Raw genomic sequence first — 20,281 nt, forward strand, 5'->3', positions numbered from 1 at the left:
CCAGGTTCGTAGTGGGCCATCATAAAGGGGTTAAAGGGTTTTGGGCTAACCTGTGAAACATCTACTGATTCCCCTATTTATTTTGGGGTGCATTAGCCTACTGACAGGCTACTTCCGGTTTATTGTCGATGACAAAGGCAATATTCCTATCAATCGTTTTCGACTGACGGGCTGTATCGGTGATGTCCTAGTGGGAATGGTTCTGGGCACCAGCGATTTATGCGCTCGCCAACTATCGGACAAAGCGAAATCTGCTTTGTTGGTCTATGGAGGGATTGCTCTTTTTTTTCTAGGATTTCAACTGGGAACTTAAGCTCTAAAGCGGTGGGCAGAGGTGGCGATGCTGATGTCCCTGAGCATTATTTTTTAGAAAATTTGAGATCCAACGACAAGCATATTCCTCTTCTTTTGTCTGTAGAAGTTTCGCCAAATTCCAGCGCATTAGGGTTTGATCATCGCTCGCAGACACTAAGGATTTCCCATCTGGACTAAATGTAATGCTACGGATCGCACGATCATGTCCAATTAAGGTTCGAAACAGCTTGGCTGGTGTCGAGCTTGAAAGATCAACCTGCCAGAGTTTGACCGTGTTATCCATCGCCGCAGATGCTAACCATTTGCCATCTGGGCTAATGGCGACCTCCCGGACCGCAGATTGATGTTCAGGCAGGGTTTGAATTATTTGACCTGAAGCGGTCCACAGCTTGATATCGCTATCTTCTGAGGCCGATACAAACCACTGGCTGTTAGGACTTATGGCCACACTTTGAACAGCTGCACGATGCTTAGATAGCGTTGTTTTTAGGGTGCCATCCCTTGCCCACAGTTTTAGGGTCTTGTCGAGAGAAGCGGAAACGAACCATTGACCGTCGGGGCTAAAACTAACATCACGAACGGTGGCTTGATGTCCCTCTAAAATTTGAAAGGGAGCCTGTTCCAATTGCCCTTGATCATCAAATTGCCAGCGTTGAATCGTATTATCGGCGGACCCTATCGCTAACTGGTGGCCATCGGGACTGTACTCTACTGACCATAGGCGGCTTGGCGTTGATCTTCGGGTGCGAAGTGAGCCATCGGCATTCCAGATATGAATATAGCCACCGCGATCCGTTGTCACGAGTTCTGGTTTGTTAGGGTGATAGGCCAACCCATGTAAGGGGCCACCCAATTCAGGCGATGTGACTTGAGGCACGGCTTCAAAGGTTGTTGATGTCTGACGATGCCAGCGATAAATTTTGTGGCTAGGGGAAATCGCTGCTAGCTGCTGTCCATCCGAGCGATAGGCCACTTGACTGAGAAAATCTGTGGGGCCACCTAACCGTTGCCAGAAGGGATTGTTAAGCTGCCAATAGCGCACTGTTCCGTCTTCTGAAGAAGACAATAAAAACTGACCATCCGGGCTAAATGTAACGGACCAAACGGTCGCTTGATGTCCCTTGAAGGTTCTCAATAACTGGCCATTTCGGTGCCAAAGTTTCACAGTTTTGTCGGACGACACTGAGGCGATTAGTTCACCATTGGGGCTAAACGCCATGTCTCGGATTAAGGCACCATGACCTGGTAACTCACTGACTAACTTGCCATTTTTAGTCCTAATTCGAATTTTTTGATCCAGCCCCGTTGCTGCAATATAGTCCCCGTTTGGGCTTAATCGTATGATTCGCAATAATTCGGGAGCTGGTGGCAGTTCCCGAATCAGGGTGCTATCGGCAGCGCGAATTTGAATGACATGGCCTTTGTAGTTATTAGCAAGATAGCGACCATCCGCACTTTGGGTAAAAAACTTCGTCTTGGTAATGGAGTTGATCAGTTCGCCTGTTCGGGTCCAAAACTGTACTTTGTGGCTATTCGTAGAGGTCACAATCCGATCCCCCTTAGCATTGAAGACTAAGGCACGGACCTCAGCATCAAACGATGAGAGGGTATGGGTGACCTTGCCTTGCAAATTCCACAGCTTAACGGTTCTATCGGCTGAAGCTGAAGCAAGGGTTTGCCCATCTGGACTAAAGACGACTTGGTTGACCTCGGCTTGGTGATTAAACTTTTGCCATCGCCTTTGTCCGTCCCAACCCCAAAGACTGACAGAGCCATCGGCGGCGGCAGTGGCAATTTGGGTGCCATCTGGGCTAATCGCAACATGCTCCACTTTAACGCCTAAAGTTAGACGATTCCGCTCCACCATCCGGTGGACGTTACTACGGAGTGTGGCTTGGATCTCGTTCGCTAGACCATCAGCCCCCTTTTGCAGGTGATCAAGTTGTTGATGAGCTTGAATAATGTCGGCGAGGGCTTCCAGTTGCCGATGGGAATCCATGTTTCCCTGAGATGAGGAGAGGAGCGCTCTAATGTTACTTTCTAGGGTCTTTTGCTCACTGGCCTGGGCCAGTTCAGTCTGTTTTTGGGTCGTTTGTGCTTGCTGATAGGCAGCTCCTCCTAAGCCCACGGCAATTAAGAAGGCAATAGAGACGGTAATGGAAAAGCGCTTTTGTAGTTTGGTGGTTTGCTGTTCCTGTTGAAGCTGAGATTCAATGGCCCGTGCCCGTTCGGCTTCGAGGGTCATTTGAATCTGTTGGCGATCGCATTCCACAGACGCCGTTAAAAACTGATGATCCTCATCGCTGAGTCGTTTCCCTTGGGACCAGTCCAGCGCCTCTTGCAGGGTTTGACCCCGCAATAACCGGGATTCATCTTGCTGCTCTGAGGCCAACCAAAATTCCAAAGAGGCTTTGTAGGGACGGAGTCGGCCGAGCTGCTTCTCCACCCAAGCTTGATTGAAAACCTGGCGATAGATGGGGTTCTTAACCCGAAGTTGTCCATCCTGCTTAACGACTAACCCCGATAGAATCAGGTCGGTTTGATCTGGGCTCTCTTCTGCCGGGATAGTGGTAGCCTGCAACACCTGCTGATAAAGTCCTAAGCGCCGACCAGCAGAAGCTGAATGATTGAGCAATCGATTCTGCACCGTTCTTAAATGTTCCGGTTCATCCTGGGATTCCCAATGCTGCAGGATATGGTCTTTCACAACTTGCTCGACCCAGTTCGCTTCCTTCCCCGGTGCAATGCTGACGGCTTCATCGCTAGCTTGAGCCACGAGTTGACAGAGCTTTTGGGTCAGGAACGGCTGACCTTGGGTCCAGTACAAAATCGCAGCTAAGATTGCATCGGCATCCCCACCCTTCAAATCCAGCCCCTGAGCCAATATCTTACTTTCCGCCACCGTAAAACCTTGGAGAGGAATAGCAGTCCCTAAATTAAAGGGCGTACGCTGACGGTTTTGGATTAGGTCCGACGGTGTGGCTACGCCAAAAAGGGCAAAGTTGAGTCGACAGTAGTCTGGATCCACTGCCCGTTGGTTATAGCAAAAGCGAATCAAGGCGAAGAAATCATCAACAGAAAAGGGCAACCCCAAAATACTGTCGATTTCATCGATAAAAATCACCAGTTGCTGATCGGGGAACTGCTCTAGCAGCCCAACCTTGATAAATTGACTTAATCGCTGCAGTAAAGAAATATCGGCTTCGTCTTGCCACCAAGATTTGAAGTCAAACTGACGGATCAGTTTGAAGTTGCGCCACAAATCTTTGATCATCCCTTTGTACCACTGCAAAGGAGTGATATTCTCGCTACCGATATTGGTCATATCGACAACCGCACATCGATAGCCCTCTGCCTGCAAACGGTGACGCGTCTGCACGAGTAGAGACGACTTGCCCATTTGCCGGGAGTTCAGGACATAGCAGAACTCGCCCCGTTTTAGGGCAGCGTAGATCTGCTGATCGGCTTGCCGGGCAATATAGGTCGACGCACTGGCTGAAAGACTACCACCAATCTGATATTGCATAAGCTTCAGGCCAGGTTAGTCAGCCGCAATAGCAATCTGCACCCGATCTCGCCCTAATGCTTTGGCCTGGTAAAGTGCCTGATCCGCGGCTTTGATTAAACTCGTCGGATCCTGATCGAGGGTGGGAATGACACTGGCGACCCCCATACTGGCCGTGACAATTTTGGTAGCGACTGTAGAACGATCGTGACTTATCTTTTTCTCCTTGATGCAGTTCAGCATAGTCTCAGCCATTTGAGCCGCACTTTCTGCAGTGGTGAGGGGCAGCACCACCACAAATTCTTCGCCGCCATATCGTGCCACCAAGTCCGAGGCTCGTTGAGCGCACTTTTGCATAGCCTGGGCAACCTGCTGAAGGCATTGGTCTCCAGCCTGATGACCGTAGGTATCGTTGTAGAGCTTAAAGCAGTCTACATCTGCTAAGATCACGGCCAAAGGAGCCTGCATCTCGCCCAACTGTTGCCACTTTGCCTGAATAAACTCATCAAAGGACCGACGATTGGCAACTTGGGTAAGGGCATCTAAATTAACAAGCTGTTTTAATTGCGTATTCTCTTCTTCCAGTTGGGCTAACCGTTCTCGCCAAGCATCCAGTTGACTGAAGGTTTTGTGAACAAAAAATTGCCTATAGAGTTCACAGGAGATCAGGCACTCATTTCCCCTTAGCTCCACTAACCCTAAGCTATTGAGCTTATAAGCAATGACGGGTTCTAATTCAAACCCGCTCTTTGCTGATACCACATCCTTGAGGGCCGCCGCTAGCTCAGGCTGGTGATTGAGGGTGGTTAAGAGCTTCTGGAGGTGGTGGCGATAGATGCTTGCTTGGGTGGGAGCCTCCTGCAAAAACTGGTCTAGGGTCTTTTGGCCATAGCTAATGTCATACAGGGCCATATTGACTAAAGCAGGACGCCCACCCACTAAGTCCATTAACTGCTGGGCCTCACGGTTGGATTCCCAGTCCAAACCATAGGCATAGGCCAATGCTTTGACTTGGGCCAAATTAAACGGCGGCAACCGAATCGGCAAGCCCACATTAAACGGCGAGTGATTAATATTCAGGGGAACATACACTTCTGTGGAGTGACTAACCATGAGTCGCAGATGGCGAAAAACATCACCTTGTTTGGCTTGCTCATGCCAAAAGCGCAACAAGGGTAAGAAATCGACGGCAATGGCGACATGTTCAAAGATCTCTTCAACATGCTGAAGAGCAATGACCAGGGGGGTATCTAGCTCAGCCAGCAAATAATCTTCAAAATACATGGTGCAGCTTAGCTTTGCCCCAATGTCGTCATCCCAATAGTCATCTAAACAAGAGGGCTTTCTCAGATGATAAGTAACGCTAGCGCAGAACCACCGCAAGAACTTGCCAATACTGGTAAAAATATCTTGATCGGCGGTTTGAAAGTTGATTGTCACCGTCTGATAGCCCTGGGCACGAGCATGAGCAGTGAGCCGCAATAATAGAGAGCTTTTTCCCATGCCTTGGGGCGCTTGAATACGCACTAAACCGCCCGGTTTTTCAATGCCCTGATAGGCATGATTCTCCAGGGGTAATCGCTCAATATAGAGGGATGAATCTAACGAAATCGCACCGCTAGGGAAGTGAAGATCAGCAGGATTAATTGAGGGTCTTGTTGGAACAGAAGAAGGAGGGTCGAGTGGTGACTCAGAAACCGTATTCATTCTAAATAGAGGCTTAGCTTAAAGTTGAGCAAAACCAGGAGGTCAGTTGGTTTGAGCCTATTGTGCCCAGAACGGGTTGGCATTCTCAATTCCAACTCAACTCTTCTCCTAGAGGGTTCTTCTCGTCTCCGATGAGCCTCGCGATATCGACTAGAGCTGAGGAGTTTAATTAGAGAGGTGATGCCAAGGGGGCCGATGTCCAGGGTGGGGCGGACGTCGATGTCGAGGGGGTCGATGTCGAGGCGGATGGTGTCCGGGTGGATGCTGCTTAGGAGGAGAGGGAGGTTGGTGGTGTGGCCTCCGCGAGGGCGGCAGATGATTGCGGGCAAAACTTGAATCAGGGGTGCCTCGAAAACATCTAGGAATAAACGGATAGGTCTCAGTAATGTAGTAGTGATAGATCCCTTGAGGGTGCTCCGGGGTGACACCGACTCTGCCATTACACTGGTCCAGATCGCCTGCACCCTGAACAAACTGATAATCCTGCTCAAAGGTGCCGTCATATTGCCCGAGGGGGCCATCGGGTCTTCGGCCTGACTTTAACCGATAACTCGGTTTCATTTTTTTTAGGTCTGAATTGGGATCTTGGGCATCGGTATAGCCCTTAAGAGCGTAGATGGGAAATCCATCAGCTGCATATCCCACCAAAATCATCGGTTTGGCCGAGAAGAGAGAGGCAATTAAACCTGTGGGTAACCCATGATAGTGATAGGCTCCCGTCGGCTGAACATGGGCATGATGGTCATCCAGTCCCAAATTGATAGCCCCAGACAAGGCATTGTACCGCCATCCCGATTGGCGATCGTTATTCCAAAATTCTGCCGTTCCTGGATCAAACGGCACTCCATTCAATGCCACGCCAAACGGCTGTCTCTTCATGGGGGTAATGGTTGCAGCTTGTTGGGGATGAACAGGCACACGATACTGATGCGTTTGGGGTGAGATTCGATTGGGGTTGCCCTGATTTGGAAAGGTGCCTGGCGGATGATCAGGGATACCATTACTGGTGATGTAGCGATAATTCCCCTTTACTTCAATGGTGACTTGGTGCTGGAATGCCAGTTTTTGGGCAATGGTGGACGACCCTTGAGGATGGGTTTGAGCAGCGGACCCCAGCCAAAGGGGTAAACAGATGATGCTCCAATGTCCGACCTTTATTCCCCATGTTCGCAGCTTACCCATAGAATGATCGTCAACCCCGTATCCCTAGAGACGCACTCAGTTTACCCAATCCCATGGGCATGAATGACACTTCACCTAGGGCTAAAGGAACACCAGCTCCTCAAGACATATAGCCGTTTGGTATCCATCCCTATGACGATTCCTTTTATTTTGGCCTCTGCCTCCCCCGCTCGTCGCCAACTACTGAAGACGGTCGGTATTGATCCGGTGGTTCTTCCCAGCCATTTTGACGAATCTCAAGTCACCACGACGGATCCAGAAGCATTGGTGACCACCCTGGCCACAGGCAAAGCTGAAGTGGTTGCTCACCAGCAACAGCCTCCTGCATTGGTGCTGGGATGCGATTCTGTATTGGAGTTAGGGGGCGAAATTTATGGCAAGCCCCAGGGGATTGAAGATGCGATCTCAAGATGGAAAACCATGCGCGGTCAGACAGGCCGCCTACTCACAGGACATACCCTGATTGACTTAAAACAAAACCATCAGCTCATCCGCTGCCAAATCACCGAAGTAGATTTTGCGCCCCTCACAGACAATCAAATTCGAGCCTACGCAGAAACAGGTGAGCCACTACACTGTGCAGGCTGCTTTGCCCTAGATGGTCGAGGGGGACTGTTTGTCGAGCAGATCAGAGGTTGCCATAGCAATGTGATTGGTCTAAGTCTGCCGTTACTGCGGCAAATGATAACAGAGCTAGGTTATGACGTTACAGACCTATGGTCTAACGAGTCACCTTAACGGGAGTCCCCACCGCTACCAATTCAAACAGCTCCTGAATATGTTCGTCATACATGCGCACACAACCGTGAGACGCGGCGGAGCCGACGGAAGCCCGATTAGGGGTGCCATGAAACCCGATCCAGTTTTTGCCATTGGTCCAAAATCCTAACCAACGGGTACTGAGGGGATTATCGGGAGCACCCCCTGGAATGACGTAGCCTTTACCCTGAAAAGGGTTTTGCCAGGAGGGATTACGAACTTTTGTTTGAACTTCGAAATCTCCGACAGGGGTGGGCCATCCGGCTTTTCCTACCGCTACCGGATAGGATTTTAGGACCTGATCCCCCTGAAATAGGGTCACCTGGCGACGACTAATGCTGAGTTCTAATCGGCGAGTCCCATGGGCACTTGGCAAATAATTTCGAGGTTGATCCAAACCTGGCAAAGGTGTTTCAGGAATATTTTGTTCTGCTGCTTGAGCGACATCAAATGAAGCTATTGTGCCGACAGAAATTACTACACAGGCAATTTTAATAAATTCAGTTTTCATGGGAGAAATTAAAACAGCAGAAGATGCATTAGAGACGTTAAAACAATAGTTCCCCAAATATCTGCCTCAAATCTAGCTCATGAAAATTTGAAGAGCAATATTTATTTTGTTTGTGAATATAATTCAATCAAAGAGGTTCTACTTTATTCCTTTTTTTCGTTAAGTGCATTTTTAACTCAACCCACCCATTGGCATCAGTGGTTGGTGCTGGGGATAGCAATAGCCAGATAAAATGTCAGGGGAGTGTCAGCACAGATCAGCACAGAGTGGTCTTTCTTTAGAACGCTACAAAGGCCTCAACAGAACCATTCTCTGCATTGAGCCTATGAGCCTAGATCAATACCCAGGCATATTCTGAGTCGGTTGCCCCTCCACTAAACGGGTATATAGCCCCACTAGGTTCACGCCCTGGTATAGGGCTAAGGAAGAATAGCGGGCCACATCTTGTTGAGTTTCAGGAAAATATAAACCTAAACCACACAACACTTCAGACTCAGAATGGGGCAGAGGGGGACCGAAAAGTTGTCCTCCAGTCTTATGGGACACTATCACCGAGGTTTTGAGAAAATCAGTAAATTCAATGAGTTCATCCTCACTTTGTTCACTGAATTCCGAGAGACGCTGGAATAGCATGAGTGCATCACAATGCAACTCACCGAAGTATGGATAAGTGGAAATATTTAATTGACTGAGTGAAGGTAAACGACCCTGAAGAATGGGCTGGAGCAATTTTGAAAGTTGTTCAGGAATTCCCTCAACAGCTTGATTATCCACCAAAGTCAGGGTGTGATACATATTAGCCCTTTCAGTATCCATGATGGTAAGGGCAGCTTCACGTCCATCTGCTAACGCGTCAAGTTTTTTCAGCCAATCCTCATAGTAGTAATTTGGGGCACCCAAGGTAAGTTGCGAGGCAAGGGTGTATCGTGCACAGTCCTTGGCTTCGTAAATCACTTCGAGGGTCGCTTTATTGCAATTTTGAAAATACAGTAACTCAACCTGGCCCTGCGTCGATTGGTTGAATTGACGGATAGCTTTGGTAAATTGGTCAACGCTCATCCAGGTGCGCGTCTGACGATTATGGGTGTGATCATCTGGACTCAGTTCATTGATCTTGCCGCCATGACCCACAACAATGACAGCCCAATGCTCAGCTTCAAAGGTTTGCTTGGCCCAATTCAAATACGCGACTAAAGCAGTGTGATCGCTACTGTCTTCTTCTAAAACCTTGATCTCAGTAACAGTACCCTTAATAATCTGACGACGACGCATTCGGGACTTTCCCCAATAGTCAGATTGCACGGCTATTACAACGTCAGTGTTTTGGGTCCCACAGACCAACATCTCAATAATGGGTTCACCAAAATGTGACAAGTCGTTGTCGTAGGGCATCCAATACAAAACAGCCCATTTATAGCGTGCATGGGCTGAAGCCAATTGGGCCGTTTGAGCAAAGTTTAATTCACGGCTCACTATCCCAGGCAAGCAAGCTGCGCCTATCGCAGACTGAATAAACTTCCTTCGTTTCATAAGGAACTTAAAGCAGTTCAGAAATGCGAGTGGGACCGCACAATCAATTCCTAGGCTAGGAGATTCTTTGAGCCAGGCCTTTGAGGCCGTTGTTCTACACCAGATTGCGATCTGTCAGGATTTCATATCCAGTTTTAGTGACCAGAATGGTGTGCTCAAACTGAGCTGACAGCGCATTATCAACCGTCACTGCCGTCCAGCGATCTTTGAGAATCTTGGTCACCTTGGAACCCGCATTGAGAATCGGCTCAATGGCTAACGTCATCCCAGAGCGAAGTTTGACATTGCGCATCTGGCGGGTGCGATAGTTAAACACCGAGGGTTCTTCGTGGAGATTACGACCGACCCCATGTCCAGTAAAGTCTTCTACCACTACAAAACCATTTCCTTCCACATGGTCTTGGATAGCTCCGGCAATATCCATGAGGTAATTGCCTTCTTTAACCTGCTCAATACCCTTAAAGAGGGATTCTTCAGCTATTTTGATGAGTTTGGCCGCATCAGGAGTAACTTCTTCAACCGCAATGGTAATACAGGAATCGCCATGAAAGCCTTCAAAATACGCGCCCGTATCAACCTTTAAGACATCACCTGACTGAATCACTTTTTTGGGATTGGGAATACCATGGACCACTTCATGGTTAATGCTGGCGCAAATAGAAGCGGGAAAACCGTGATATCCCTTGAAACTAGGGGTGGCTCCCATCTCGCGAATTCGCTTTTCGGCATGGGCATCCAAATCAGCCGTGGTCATGCCCGGTTCCACCAATTCAGAAATTTCTTTCAGAACCGTGGCGACAATTCGGGACGCCTGTCGCATGATTTCAATCTCACGCTTGGACTTGATTTCAATCCCTCGACCTCGTTGCTTCGGTACAGAGGGCTGGGCAGGCTGTGCCAATAGATTAGAGAGAATGTTCATGCGTTTTTGAAGACAGGTTTGCTGTGGATATAGACCAATCGACTGAACAATGCAGCAGCAAGCTACATGAATTGATCACCCTATCCATAAGGATAGCGCCAAATTCTCCTTCATAGGCAGATAGGCACTGCCATAAGGGGGAATTATCATACTGACCAACGCCTCTTACCTTTGTTGAGAATTGTGCTTGCCCCTCGCCATAGCCCCATGAAGCTCAAGGCTCTAATTCACACAGCCAATATGCCGAAGCATTTTCAGCTGTTTTTGCACAGGCACTAAGGCATGGGCCGCTAAGAATCCACTCGCCGCAACCGCAGGCATACCAATCCCCGGAAAAGTGGAATCGCCACAGCAAAGCAGACCCGGAATTTTCGTTTTGGGGCCAGGGAAAAGCCCAGTACCTGCTCGAATCCCCGGTCCATAGGTACCCCGATGGCGACGTAGAAATCGCTCATGGGTTAAGGGTGTGCCCACCAAGGACACCTCACAACGGGATCGAATATCGGGGATAATCCGTTCCAAAGCCTGCCACATCACCTCTGCCCGCTGTTGCTTAAGCTGAGCATAGTCAGAACTGTTCCGATCCAACCCCTGCCAGATGTCATAGGGTTCATTGCCAGGGGTATAAACATGAATCACATGCTTATTCTCAGGGGCAAGTGAGGGATCTAGCAGGGACGGAATAGACACCAAAACTACATTCTGGGGGGCCGTTACTCCTTGCTGCCAATCATTCACCACAATGTAGTGACAGGCTAAATCTGAGGGCAGGTTCTGCCCATCAATTCCCAAGTGAAAATGCATAAAGCTAGGGCAGTCCGGCAACGTTTGTTGTTGTCGGTAACGGCTATGGGAAGCGGGCAATATAGCAGCCGTATCCCAGAAAGACGCATTTGAAATCACCGCCTGTCGGCATCGCAATTCCTCCCCGGTTCGTAACCGCACACCAACTGCTCGATGGTTCTCAATCAGGATCTCTTCGACATGGGAACTGAATCGGATCTGGCCGTCCTGTTTTGTCAACCCTCGGAGCAGCGCTTCTGCGATCGCACCACTGCCACCCATGGGATAATCCAGCACCACATCCGGGCGATACCATTCCCCAAACATAAAGGCCATTTCCGCCGCAATAATCCCATCCGCTGGTAACCCCGCCAGTAGGAAACACATTAAATCCAGCCAGTTAAGCAGAAATTCATCCGTGACCTGCCCCTGAATTACTTGGCTAAACGGGCCGGTTAGTTGGGCGAGATGGGGAAATTGCTTGAGGAGTTTAGGGATAAACCGACCGACGGTTTGCAATACACCTAAGTCAAATCGTATTGCTGCAGCAGGAAGTGCGATCGCAGCTTCTTTCAACGGCTCCATTCGCTGCTGCAAAGTTCGCCATTGGGCAACCGCTGATTCTCCTCGCAGCTCCCGCACGACTTCACAAAACTGATCGGCCCCGACCGAGGTAAAGAAATTCCCCTCTGGTAAACAGCATCCCCAAGTACCGTAGGTTGCCCATTCTAAATCTTCACCAATGGCATCTAGCACCTGGCGTAAGGGGTTCGGGGAGGGACTGAAGGATAATCCTGAGAACAGAGAAGGACCTGAGTCAAAGGTATAGCCCTGGCGTTGGAAGCCATGGGCGGCCCCACCCGGTAAAGTATGACTTTCACAGACCAAAACCTTAAGGCCATACTGGGCCAACAGCGCCCCACAACTCAATCCACCAGTGCCACTGCCGATGATGATTACATCTAAATGGTCGTCCTTAACCATCCTTGGTTACTCCATACCTCGGTTATTAATGGTAAATTCGCCAAGGATATTAAAACAACGCGATTTCTCTTCTCCTCTAAACGCCTATGACCTTACTGCAAGCAATTATTTTGGGGATTGTGCAGGGGCTCACAGAGTTTCTGCCCGTCTCCAGCTCTGGGCATTTAGTGCTCGCCAGCTATTACTTAGGTTGGTGGGAAAAGCTACCCCTTTATGTAGATATCGCCACCAATACAGGCACATTCTTCGCCGTTCTAGTTGTCCTCCGTAAAGATGTCTGGCAAGCTTTATCTGGCTTTTTTGCGGGCCTGACTTCGTCTACGGCTCGGCAACAAGAGGGATGGCGAATGGCGTTACTGGTGGTTTTAGGATCCATCCCCACAGCCATGATTGGGTTGGGCTTGAAACCCATTTTTGAGGAACTCAATCAGCCTCTCTATGTGTCCTTTGCCTTGATCGTGACTGGGCTGGTGTTATGGTTCACCCCCAAGTCCGGTCTCAAGCGCAATGCCATGTCCCTTAGCTGGCTGGATGCCACCATTGGCGGCATTGCTCAAGGATGTGCTGTTATTCCAGGCATCTCCCGGTCTGGCAGCACCATTTCCACTATGTTGTGGCGCGGTGCGACCTCCGATTTAGCCCCCCGATTTTCTTTTCTCATGTATTTGGTGGTGTCCTTTGGTGTAGCTATTTTGGGCATTGATGAAGTGCGAGAAGAAGGACTACAACTCGCTCCCCTTCTAGGCATGATTATTGCCTCTTTTGTTACGGGCTACATCGCGTTGCTTTGGCTGTTTTCCGTTTTAAAAAAGGGACAGTTCAAATGGTTTGCCCCCTACCTCTGGGTCGTTGCGGCGATCACATTAATTAAAGTTGCCATGGGCTAGCCCGCCTCTAAAAATGATCGCTCAGCCATGGTTGAGGGCCACTAAAGAGCGTGGTTGCCAAAGCTAGCACCTCCCTCGATCCATCTACAGCCCCCAGCAGCTTTAGCTCCTGGGCCGTCAGCAAACTGGAATAGAGCGGCGCCAGACCGCGAATATTCAATTTCAAATCTCCTCGCCCCCCGGTTCTCACCTGCCCCTGTCCTTGGGATACTTGCAATACAAACTGGCCTGAATTAGCAGGCACGAGTGGATCGTCTACTTGTAAATGCAGCTCTGCTTCCAGGGCAGATGGGTAGCCCCGCAGGGTTAACGCCTTGGGTAAATCGACAATCCGCATCAACCAGCGTTCTGTTTTCTTTACCTGATAGGTTTGTTCCGCCAGAAAAAGCTGCAATGGATCAACGGGAGCCCCATACCACTGGATATCCTTAGCCAAGGACCGATGATCAGCAAAGAAGGTCCACAGTCGTTGTCCTGCAGCGGGTGTGAGCCACACCCAGTCGTAAATATTGATGTTGTAACACCCAGCATCCACCTGATGGGCAAAGATCACGTATCCCTCCGGGTGGTCCGCTTCTCCAATTAAATAGGTATAGATAGGCGTATCATCCTCCAGCATCTGCTCCCAAATTGCCAGATGGCGATCCAGGTTGCCGTTGGTTTGTTGGGCTCGCTGCTGATACAGCTCAGCCAGGACACCTAAATCACTGGAGTCAATCGCTGTGACCGGTAAACTCCGATCTTTAAGCATCAAGGACTGGGTGGGCAGATGATAGCAACAGTAGGTGCCCGCTTGTTCAAACCCGACGCTTCGATACAGTTGTGAGGTGGACGCATACAAGGTCGCTAATGGAACGCCCTGCTGATGAAAGGTTTTCACGGTTTCAGCCATCAGAGACCGGGCGACCCCTGCCCCTCGATATTCTGGGGCAATGCCCACGCCAGCAATACCATGCATGGGAATGCGCTGCCCGCCAAACCACTGGCCCATGGGATAAATCCCTAGGCCCCCCAAGACGGTATCACCCTGGCAAATGACTCTTAAATTATCTTTTCCCAGCTGCCGGGCAAAGGTCTGCCAATGATCGGCAGACACATTAAAACATTGAGTTAACACTTGCCCCAAAGCCTGGACTTGGCGGGAGGTGGTAGGGATGCCAACCTCGTAGTGCTGATTGGAAATCTGGGACATTCTCAAGCACCTCTTCTAAAATTGCCCCTGTTCAGTCTCCAGACGAGACCTCTCAAATCGTTGTCGGTCAACAGATAGGCAAAAATTTTCAGCCCCCAGATGACATCCAGGGATATGTTGGTATACTAGATGAGCTTTTGTGCATTAGTCACCCTGACTGATGTCGGAGCGCTTCCCAATTTGCGGATGTGGTGGAATTGGTAGACACGCACGCTTGAGGGGCGTGTGGCTTATGCCTTGCGAGTTCGATTCTCGCCATCCGCATAGCTATTCCTTAAAAATATTGAAATATCAGCCCTAGGGTTCGCTTGCTTCCGCTTGCGGGGCAAACAGAACATTATCTGCATGACTTTGCGGAAAAAAGTTAACGCCGACAGCTGATGCGGCCAAATAAGCGGTACTCAACACCACAACAGACAGCAGGCTTCCCGCCAACCCCATAGAAAGATAGCGACGCAGGCCTTGATCATGAGCCTCTAGCTGGGCAATCCTCACTCGTTTATGAGTTCTCCGATCTTTCCCTAGCAAAACGACAAAGTAATATTTGCGTCCCAACAGCGAGAAGGACTTACGGACATCCAACTTCCGACTGGGTGGAGAAGAGCTAGTTAAAGCCGTCATCAGAGCCTGACGCTGTGTGGCATCAAAGGACTCAGCCACCTCTAAGGGGAGCTTATTCAGGAATCGCGCGAGAGTTTCCTCTTCCTTACTGTTATTTGCCGGAATCATCAGGATGTTCTCCCAAACTGTACTAGCAGAATACCGTGGTTATTCTGCCCAAAACAGCGTGATTTCACTTATATTTGTGGCGGGCATCAAACACTCATCTCTAGCATGCGCTGAATGGGATGGAGGGCAGCTTGGCGAATGTCTGCCGGCATCGTGATTTCCGGTTTGCGATCGCGCATCGATACATACAGTTTTTCCAAAGTATTCAAGCGCATGTAGGGGCATTCATTACAGGCACAGTTCCCTGTAGGCGGCGCCGGAATAAATTGCTTGCCAGGGGCCTGCTTTTCCATCTGGTGCAAGATGCCGGATTCCGTCGCCACGATAAAGGTGTCTAGGGGACTGGTTTGCGTATATTTCAGGAGAGCTGTTGTGGAACCAATAAAGCTGGCATGTCTCAAAATGGTAGCTTCGCATTCCGGGTGAGCAATCACCTCCGCTTGGGGATTCTTGGTTTTGAGTTCAATCAACCGCCGTTCAGAAAAGGTTTCATGAACGATACAGCTTCCTTGCCAGAGCACCAAGTCCCGCCCCGTTTCGGCCATCACGTAGCGACCCAGATTTTGATCAGGAGCAAAAATAATCGGTCGATCAGCAGGGATTTGATTGACAATATGAACCGCGTTGGAGCTAGTGCAGATAATGTCGCTCATAGCCTTAATTTCAGCCGTACAGTTGATGTAGGAAATCACCAAGTGATCGGGGTGAGCAGCTTTGAAAGCGGCAAATTGGTCAGGGGGACAACTATCTGCCAAAGAACAACCGGCGTCCACATCAGGCAGCAATACCAATTTATCTGGATTCAAAATTTTAGCCGTCTCCGCCATGAAATGAACGCCAGCGAAAACAATGACTTCAGCATTGGTGTCGGCAGCTTGGCGAGAGAGGCCTAAAGAGTCCCCTAAGTAATCTGCGACATCTTGGATCTCGGGTTCTTGGTAGTAGTGGGCCAAGACAATGGCATTGAGATCTTTCTTTAGATCATTAATCGCTCCCACTAAATCATGGGGCGTTGACAAAACATCATTTGGGCGGAGGGCAGTTGTAAACACTGGTCAGCGTCTATTTTTTGACGAAGGTTAATAGTTGATAACTAGAATTATAGTTGAATTTACCAAAAATGCCTAATCCAACCCTGCGAACCCTCTCTGCGAGGGATCTATTTCGGAGCTGAGAGGTCTGCCGTCTCCCAGTAAATAACTCCGAAGATGAAGTGACATTCTAGAAAGACTAAGAACGATGAAGCAAAATATTCAAATATTAAATTAAGGTAAGGCTTATCCCTGGCAAGGGTTAAGGAAATTGGATCAGTGTTAGCCTATGTGCAGACAAATGATTACACAATTAAATATTTCTGGTATCGAGGCATCAGCTTTCACCAACATTTAGTTTGGTCTCGTTTATTCTTCCACCTGGAGATTCTTACATTTAGTCACTTAGTTCTACTAAGGTGTGGTTTGAGGAAGATAAAGCTGATAGGGGGGAGAGGAGCTTATTGCTTCAATGTCAGTGTTATGGGCGTTTACTAGCTGAATTTTCTCACTAATTCGCTAGGAGCCTAGCGCTTATCTCTCATGCATTATCTCAGATAGATGATGTCCAGTATTCCTTTTGGGTACTGGGTCAGATGTGTGTTGACTTGAGCACGATTCCATTTGAGCTGTTTCAGCATCAAGACTTGAACCATGGACAATATCATTCCTCTATTTGGTACTTCGCAACCAGAGATTAAGGTTGTGAAGCCCAGCTCCTTTGAAGAAGCCCAACAAGCAGTCGATCACCTTAAAAGTGGTTGTCTGGTGATGTGTAATGTTTCTGAACTACCCTTTAAGCTAGCTCAGCGCATTATCGATTTTTTATCCGGTAGTATCGATATTCTCTCTGGAGATGTCGTGAAAGTGGGTAGTGGCGTTTTTCTCTACAGCTTGACAGAAATTGAAGTGGCAGGCTTCCAGGATCAGCGATCTGCTTAAACTTCTAATTCTCTAACCATCCGAAATTATGGTGATTTGTGCTGCAGAAGCACGAACAAAAGGGGCGTTGCCTCCTAGATTGAGCTTCCTCAGCCTGAGTGGGGCATGATTCTGGTCTAAGCTAGGCATAGGTCATTGCGGCCTGCCCCTTACTGCAGACTATATCCTCATGATTGCCACAGATACTCAACGCAATTGGCAACCTATCATCCGACAAATGCAGACTATTGTCGGCCAAGACGGAGTAATGGTGACCCCAGAGGAGCTATCCGTCTATGAATGCGATGGTTTAGCCAGTTATCGGCAACGTCCTAGCTTAGTTGTGCTGCCCCAAACAACGGCAGAAGTGGCAGCAGCGGTAGAGATTTGCGATCGCAACCAGATACCCTTTGTAGCTCGAGGCTCTGGAACGGGTTTGTCTGGCGGAGCAATGCCCACGGAAGGTTGTGTGTTAATTGTCACCTCACGCATGAATAAAATTCTTGAAATTGATATTGAGAACCAATGCGTGGTGGTCCAACCCGGGGTGATTAATGCTTGGGTGACCCAGGCGGTCGCACCTAATGGCTTTTACTATGCCCCCGATCCGTCTAGCCAGATTATTTGCTCCATCGGTGGCAATATTGCCGAAAACTCTGGTGGTGTTCATTGTCTCAAGTATGGGGTAACCACCAACCATGTCTTGGGAATGAAAATGGTCCTCACCAATGGTGAGGTGGTGGATCTAGGGGGCAAGGTTGCAGATATGCCAGGTTATGACCTGACAGGGGTGTTTGTGGGGTCGGAAGGAACCTTAGGCATTGCCACGGAAATTACCCTGAGAATTTTACGCAGCGCTGATGCTATTTCCGTACTACTTGCCGATTTCACCACCATTGATGCCGCCGGGAAAACCGTTGCCGACATTATCGGGGCAGGTGTGATTCCCGCTGGTATGGAAATTATGGATAACTTCAGCATTAACGCGGTGGAGGATGTGGTGGCAACAGACTGCTATCCGCGCGATGCGGGTTCTATCCTCTTGATTGAGCTGGATGGTCTGCAAGTTGAAGTGAATGCCAGTAGTGAACGGGTTAAAGAAATTTGCCGCCAAAATGGTGCTCGAAATATCACCGTAGCCACAGAGCCAGAAGAACGGCTGAGGCTGTGGCAGGGACGGAAAGCAGCGTTTGCGGCTGCTGGTAAGCTTAGTCCCAACTATTTTGTTCAAGATGGGGTAATTCCTAGAACAGAACTGGCCTATGTCTTAGGCGAAATTAATACTCTCGGTGAAAAGTTTGGCTACCGCATTGCCAATGTTTTCCATGCCGGAGATGGCAATTTACATCCCTTGATTCTTTATGATGAGTCGGTTCCGGGGTCTTTGGAAAAGGTGGAAGAGTTAGGCGGCGAAATTCTGAAGCTCTGTGTGCGCGTTGGCGGCAGTATTTCCGGTGAACATGGCATTGGAGCGGATAAGCGCTGCTATATGCCGGATATGTTTTCGGAGGCGGATTTAGAAACGATGCAATGGGTTCGCCATGTATTTAACCCCAAGGAGCTAGCCAATCCTGGCAAGGTGTTTCCTACACCTCGCACCTGTGGGGAAGGGGCCCATACCCATTTACCTGTGGAGATTGATGGGGCAATGCTGTTTTAAGCAAGGTGTTGCATAAAATCACTCAGATTCGGTTTCTTTTCGCTAATGTTCAATTTCATCGGAAGCTTGTGCTGCCGTGCTCTGCTGCAGTACCAATTCTTCTTTCATAAATTTGAACGTTTCATTGCAGACTTGAATCTGTAGCCTGCAATCTGGGAAAGCTATATCACATCGTTCCTTGCTCCCACGGCTTGTGTGGACTTTGAGCAATGATATTTGTAGTTTGGTGAGCGGCAATTAGAGAGCATCATGACAACTTGGTATTTCAACTACGGCAGCGATCGCTTAGGTCCCTTTGACGAGAAGCAGGCGATTGACCAAGCTAGACAAAATCCTAATGGCTATTGCTGGCGACAGGGATTTACCGATTGGCTGCCCATTGCTCAAGTGGCCGAACTTCAGGGAGATGCTGTTGCCGCTGTGGCCCCCCCTCCCCCACCTCCCGTAGGACCGGGTGCAGCCCATGAGATTGACTATCAAATCTACGGCGAAGACATGCAGTTTGTCGAAGTCGAACTTGATCCAGGTGAAAGTGCCGTGGCTGAGGCGGGAGCCATGATGTACAAAGATGCCGTAGTCCAAATGGAAACGATTTTTGGTGATGGGTCGGCCCAAGCGTCTCAGGGGGGCTTTATGGATAAGTTAGTCGGCGCAGGCAAACGTCTGGTTACGGGCGAAAGCTTGTTCACAACTGTATTTACCCACGGCGGTCCCCAAGGGAAAGCCCATGTCGCTTTTGCGGCTCCGTATCCTGGCACGATTATTGCCGCCAAACTCAGTGATTATGGCGGACGGTTAATTTGTCAAAAAGACAGTTTCCTCTGCGCTGCAAAAGGGGTTCAAATTGGCATTCATTTCCAAAAGAAAATTCTGACGGGGCTTTTTGGAGGTGAAGGCTTCATTATGCAGAAGCTAGATGGGACAGGATTGGCCTTTCTCCATGCCGGTGGGACGGTGGTTCAACGGGACCTGAAAGCGGGCGAAACCTTACATGTAGATACGGGTTGTCTCGTTGCCCTGACTGATTCTGTCCACTACGACATTCAGCAAGCAGGCAATGTTAAGTCCATTATCTTTGGTGGAGAAGGATTATTTTTCGCGACCCTAACTGGACCGGGGCATGTGTGGCTACAATCTCTTCCCTTCTCTAGAATGGCAGGACGGATGTTAGCAGCAGCGCCTCAAAGAAGTGGAGGGAGTAGTCGTGGTGAAGGATCTTTGCTAGGAAGCCTTGGTGACTTGCTAGATGGTGATAACTTTTAGGAGTTGCTAACACCTGCTGTAACCAGGCACGTACGGCAGGCTTTGATTTTTCCTCCGACTGAGTGCTCCGGTTCAAGGCTTTGTGCGGATTTCAACGCCAGTTTGGATTGTCGCTGGAAACAAAACTGTTGAACAGCGATTCATACCGCCAGCCGTCGTCAGCAATCAGCGTGCAATCGGTTGCATGGATTGAATCGTGCAAAGTCTTTATTGGATCATCGATATCCGGAATAGGCAAGACACTCATGATTCGGTTTCGCGCGTCTGGTAGGTCCGGATAATCATCGGTGTATTTACGCTCCATGAAGACGGCGGTCTTGTGCATCTCGGCGAGGGAACCATTGCCTGAGAACTTGAGCAAGTCACACCAATAGGGAACGGCCATAAGAATGCCGAGAAA

The 20,281-nt window shown here is 49.2% G+C and carries 17 protein-coding genes and 1 tRNA gene; 7 read left to right on the forward strand and 11 right to left on the reverse strand.

From position 1 onward, the window contains the following. The first annotated feature begins 52 nt into the window (after positions 1–52). Entirely contained in the window at positions 53–313 is a 261-nt protein-coding gene (locus tag AM1_RS04675) for a hypothetical protein (RefSeq protein WP_012161652.1), read from the forward strand. 3 nt (positions 314–316) lie between these two features. Here AM1_RS04675 and AM1_RS04680 read toward each other — a convergent pair whose 3' ends face one another. The 3 genes from AM1_RS04680 to AM1_RS04690 all read right to left on the reverse strand — a co-directional run bounded on the left by AM1_RS04680 (position 317) and on the right by AM1_RS04690 (position 6,709). Further along, positions 317–3,841: a WD40 domain-containing protein gene (locus AM1_RS04680; protein WP_012161653.1), complete on the reverse strand. Its 3,525-nt coding sequence runs from the start codon at positions 3,839–3,841 to the stop codon at positions 317–319. Between the two features lie 15 nt (positions 3,842–3,856). Then, positions 3,857–5,527 carry an AAA-like domain-containing protein gene (locus AM1_RS04685; RefSeq protein ID WP_012161654.1) on the reverse strand — a complete coding sequence of 557 codons (1,671 nt, stop codon included), beginning with the start codon at positions 5,525–5,527 and terminating at the stop codon, positions 3,857–3,859. Positions 5,528–5,692: 165 nt separating this feature from the next. Beyond that, positions 5,693–6,709 (reverse strand): YHYH protein, encoded by a 1,017-nt coding sequence (locus AM1_RS04690; RefSeq protein WP_012161655.1) that lies wholly within the window; start codon positions 6,707–6,709, stop codon positions 5,693–5,695. 132 nt (positions 6,710–6,841) lie between these two features. Here AM1_RS04690 and AM1_RS04695 point away from each other — a divergent pair, with 132 nt between their 5' ends. Further along, positions 6,842–7,447, forward strand: coding sequence for a Maf family protein (locus tag AM1_RS04695; RefSeq protein ID WP_012161656.1), 606 nt, complete (start codon positions 6,842–6,844; stop codon positions 7,445–7,447). On the opposite strand, the gene AM1_RS04700 is transcribed toward AM1_RS04695, so the two are convergent. The 4 genes from AM1_RS04700 to AM1_RS04715 form a co-directional block, all read right to left on the reverse strand. After that, complete coding sequence (locus AM1_RS04700) at positions 7,431–7,979, reverse strand: L,D-transpeptidase (RefSeq protein WP_041659149.1); 549 nt, start codon at positions 7,977–7,979, stop codon at positions 7,431–7,433. The two genes, AM1_RS04695 and AM1_RS04700, sit on opposite strands and share 17 nt — an antisense overlap. 336 nt (positions 7,980–8,315) lie before the next feature. Continuing rightward, complete coding sequence (locus AM1_RS04705; protein WP_012161659.1) at positions 8,316–9,509, reverse strand: clostripain-related cysteine peptidase; 1,194 nt, start codon at positions 9,507–9,509, stop codon at positions 8,316–8,318. A 94-nt stretch (positions 9,510–9,603) separates the two neighbouring features. Next, positions 9,604–10,431 carry a type I methionyl aminopeptidase gene (map, locus tag AM1_RS04710; RefSeq protein WP_010477256.1) on the reverse strand — a complete coding sequence of 276 codons (828 nt, stop codon included), beginning with the start codon at positions 10,429–10,431 and terminating at the stop codon, positions 9,604–9,606. 222 nt (positions 10,432–10,653) lie between these two features. Next, the gene (locus AM1_RS04715; RefSeq protein WP_012161660.1) at positions 10,654–12,198 is read right to left on the reverse strand and encodes a phytoene desaturase family protein; all 1,545 of its coding nucleotides are present in this window, start codon (positions 12,196–12,198) and stop codon (positions 10,654–10,656) included. 86 nt (positions 12,199–12,284) lie between these two features. Between AM1_RS04715 and AM1_RS04720 the strand changes: the two genes are divergently transcribed. Then, positions 12,285–13,085: an undecaprenyl-diphosphate phosphatase gene (locus AM1_RS04720; protein ID WP_012161661.1), complete on the forward strand. Its 801-nt coding sequence runs from the start codon at positions 12,285–12,287 to the stop codon at positions 13,083–13,085. Between the two features lie 7 nt (positions 13,086–13,092). Here AM1_RS04720 and AM1_RS04725 read toward each other — a convergent pair whose 3' ends face one another. Further along, a complete protein-coding gene (locus tag AM1_RS04725) occupies positions 13,093–14,277 on the reverse strand; it encodes a GNAT family N-acetyltransferase (RefSeq protein ID WP_012161662.1) in 1,185 nt (394 codons plus the stop codon). Between the two features lie 182 nt (positions 14,278–14,459). On the opposite strand from AM1_RS04725, the gene AM1_RS04730 reads away from it, so the two are divergent. After that, positions 14,460–14,541, forward strand: a tRNA-Leu gene (locus AM1_RS04730). Between the two features lie 33 nt (positions 14,542–14,574). On the opposite strand, the gene AM1_RS04735 is transcribed toward AM1_RS04730, so the two are convergent. Continuing rightward, positions 14,575–15,006, reverse strand: coding sequence for a hypothetical protein (locus AM1_RS04735; protein ID WP_012161663.1), 432 nt, complete (start codon positions 15,004–15,006; stop codon positions 14,575–14,577). An 86-nt stretch (positions 15,007–15,092) separates the two neighbouring features. Further along, positions 15,093–16,058: a quinolinate synthase NadA gene (gene nadA, locus AM1_RS04740; RefSeq protein ID WP_041659169.1), complete on the reverse strand. Its 966-nt coding sequence runs from the start codon at positions 16,056–16,058 to the stop codon at positions 15,093–15,095. A 633-nt stretch (positions 16,059–16,691) separates the two neighbouring features. Between nadA and AM1_RS04745 the strand changes: the two genes are divergently transcribed. From AM1_RS04745 to AM1_RS04755, 3 genes are all read left to right on the forward strand, one after another. Further along, positions 16,692–16,979, forward strand: a complete 288-nt coding sequence (locus AM1_RS04745) for a cell division protein SepF (protein WP_012161665.1) — start codon at positions 16,692–16,694, stop codon at positions 16,977–16,979. Between the two features lie 169 nt (positions 16,980–17,148). Further along, positions 17,149–18,618 carry a glycolate oxidase subunit GlcD gene (glcD, locus tag AM1_RS04750; RefSeq protein ID WP_012161666.1) on the forward strand — a complete coding sequence of 490 codons (1,470 nt, stop codon included), beginning with the start codon at positions 17,149–17,151 and terminating at the stop codon, positions 18,616–18,618. 249 nt (positions 18,619–18,867) lie between these two features. Continuing rightward, positions 18,868–19,881: a TIGR00266 family protein gene (locus AM1_RS04755; protein ID WP_012161667.1), complete on the forward strand. Its 1,014-nt coding sequence runs from the start codon at positions 18,868–18,870 to the stop codon at positions 19,879–19,881. A 91-nt stretch (positions 19,882–19,972) separates the two neighbouring features. On the opposite strand, the gene AM1_RS04760 is transcribed toward AM1_RS04755, so the two are convergent. Then, complete coding sequence (locus tag AM1_RS04760; RefSeq protein WP_148215674.1) at positions 19,973–20,266, reverse strand: hypothetical protein; 294 nt, start codon at positions 20,264–20,266, stop codon at positions 19,973–19,975. Positions 20,267–20,281 lie beyond the last annotated feature (15 nt).

Source organism: Acaryochloris marina MBIC11017, from assembly GCF_000018105.1.
Taxonomy (GTDB): Bacteria; Cyanobacteriota; Cyanobacteriia; order Thermosynechococcales; family Thermosynechococcaceae; genus Acaryochloris; species Acaryochloris marina.

Excerpts from the sequence above, each read along its gene's own strand:
- AM1_RS04680 (WP_012161653.1), bottom strand. The coding sequence starts at position 3,841 with ATGCAATATCAGATTGGTGGTAGTCTTTCAGCCAGTGCGTCGACCTAT.
- AM1_RS04685 (WP_012161654.1), bottom strand. The coding sequence starts at position 5,527 with ATGAATACGGTTTCTGAGTCACCACTCGACCCTCCTTCTTCTGTTCCA.
- AM1_RS04690 (WP_012161655.1), bottom strand. The coding sequence starts at position 6,709 with ATGGGTAAGCTGCGAACATGGGGAATAAAGGTCGGACATTGGAGCATC.
- AM1_RS04695 (WP_012161656.1), top strand. The coding sequence starts at position 6,842 with ATGACGATTCCTTTTATTTTGGCCTCTGCCTCCCCCGCTCGTCGCCAA.
- AM1_RS04700 (WP_041659149.1), bottom strand. The coding sequence starts at position 7,979 with ATGAAAACTGAATTTATTAAAATTGCCTGTGTAGTAATTTCTGTCGGC.
- AM1_RS04705 (WP_012161659.1), bottom strand. The coding sequence starts at position 9,509 with ATGAAACGAAGGAAGTTTATTCAGTCTGCGATAGGCGCAGCTTGCTTG.
- map (WP_010477256.1), bottom strand. The coding sequence starts at position 10,431 with ATGAACATTCTCTCTAATCTATTGGCACAGCCTGCCCAGCCCTCTGTA.
- AM1_RS04715 (WP_012161660.1), bottom strand. The coding sequence starts at position 12,198 with ATGGTTAAGGACGACCATTTAGATGTAATCATCATCGGCAGTGGCACT.
- AM1_RS04720 (WP_012161661.1), top strand. The coding sequence starts at position 12,285 with ATGACCTTACTGCAAGCAATTATTTTGGGGATTGTGCAGGGGCTCACA.
- AM1_RS04725 (WP_012161662.1), bottom strand. The coding sequence starts at position 14,277 with ATGTCCCAGATTTCCAATCAGCACTACGAGGTTGGCATCCCTACCACC.
- AM1_RS04735 (WP_012161663.1), bottom strand. The coding sequence starts at position 15,006 with ATGATTCCGGCAAATAACAGTAAGGAAGAGGAAACTCTCGCGCGATTC.
- AM1_RS04745 (WP_012161665.1), top strand. The coding sequence starts at position 16,692 with ATGGACAATATCATTCCTCTATTTGGTACTTCGCAACCAGAGATTAAG.
- glcD (WP_012161666.1), top strand. The coding sequence starts at position 17,149 with ATGATTGCCACAGATACTCAACGCAATTGGCAACCTATCATCCGACAA.
- AM1_RS04755 (WP_012161667.1), top strand. The coding sequence starts at position 18,868 with ATGACAACTTGGTATTTCAACTACGGCAGCGATCGCTTAGGTCCCTTT.
- AM1_RS04760 (WP_148215674.1), bottom strand. The coding sequence starts at position 20,266 with ATGGCCGTTCCCTATTGGTGTGACTTGCTCAAGTTCTCAGGCAATGGT.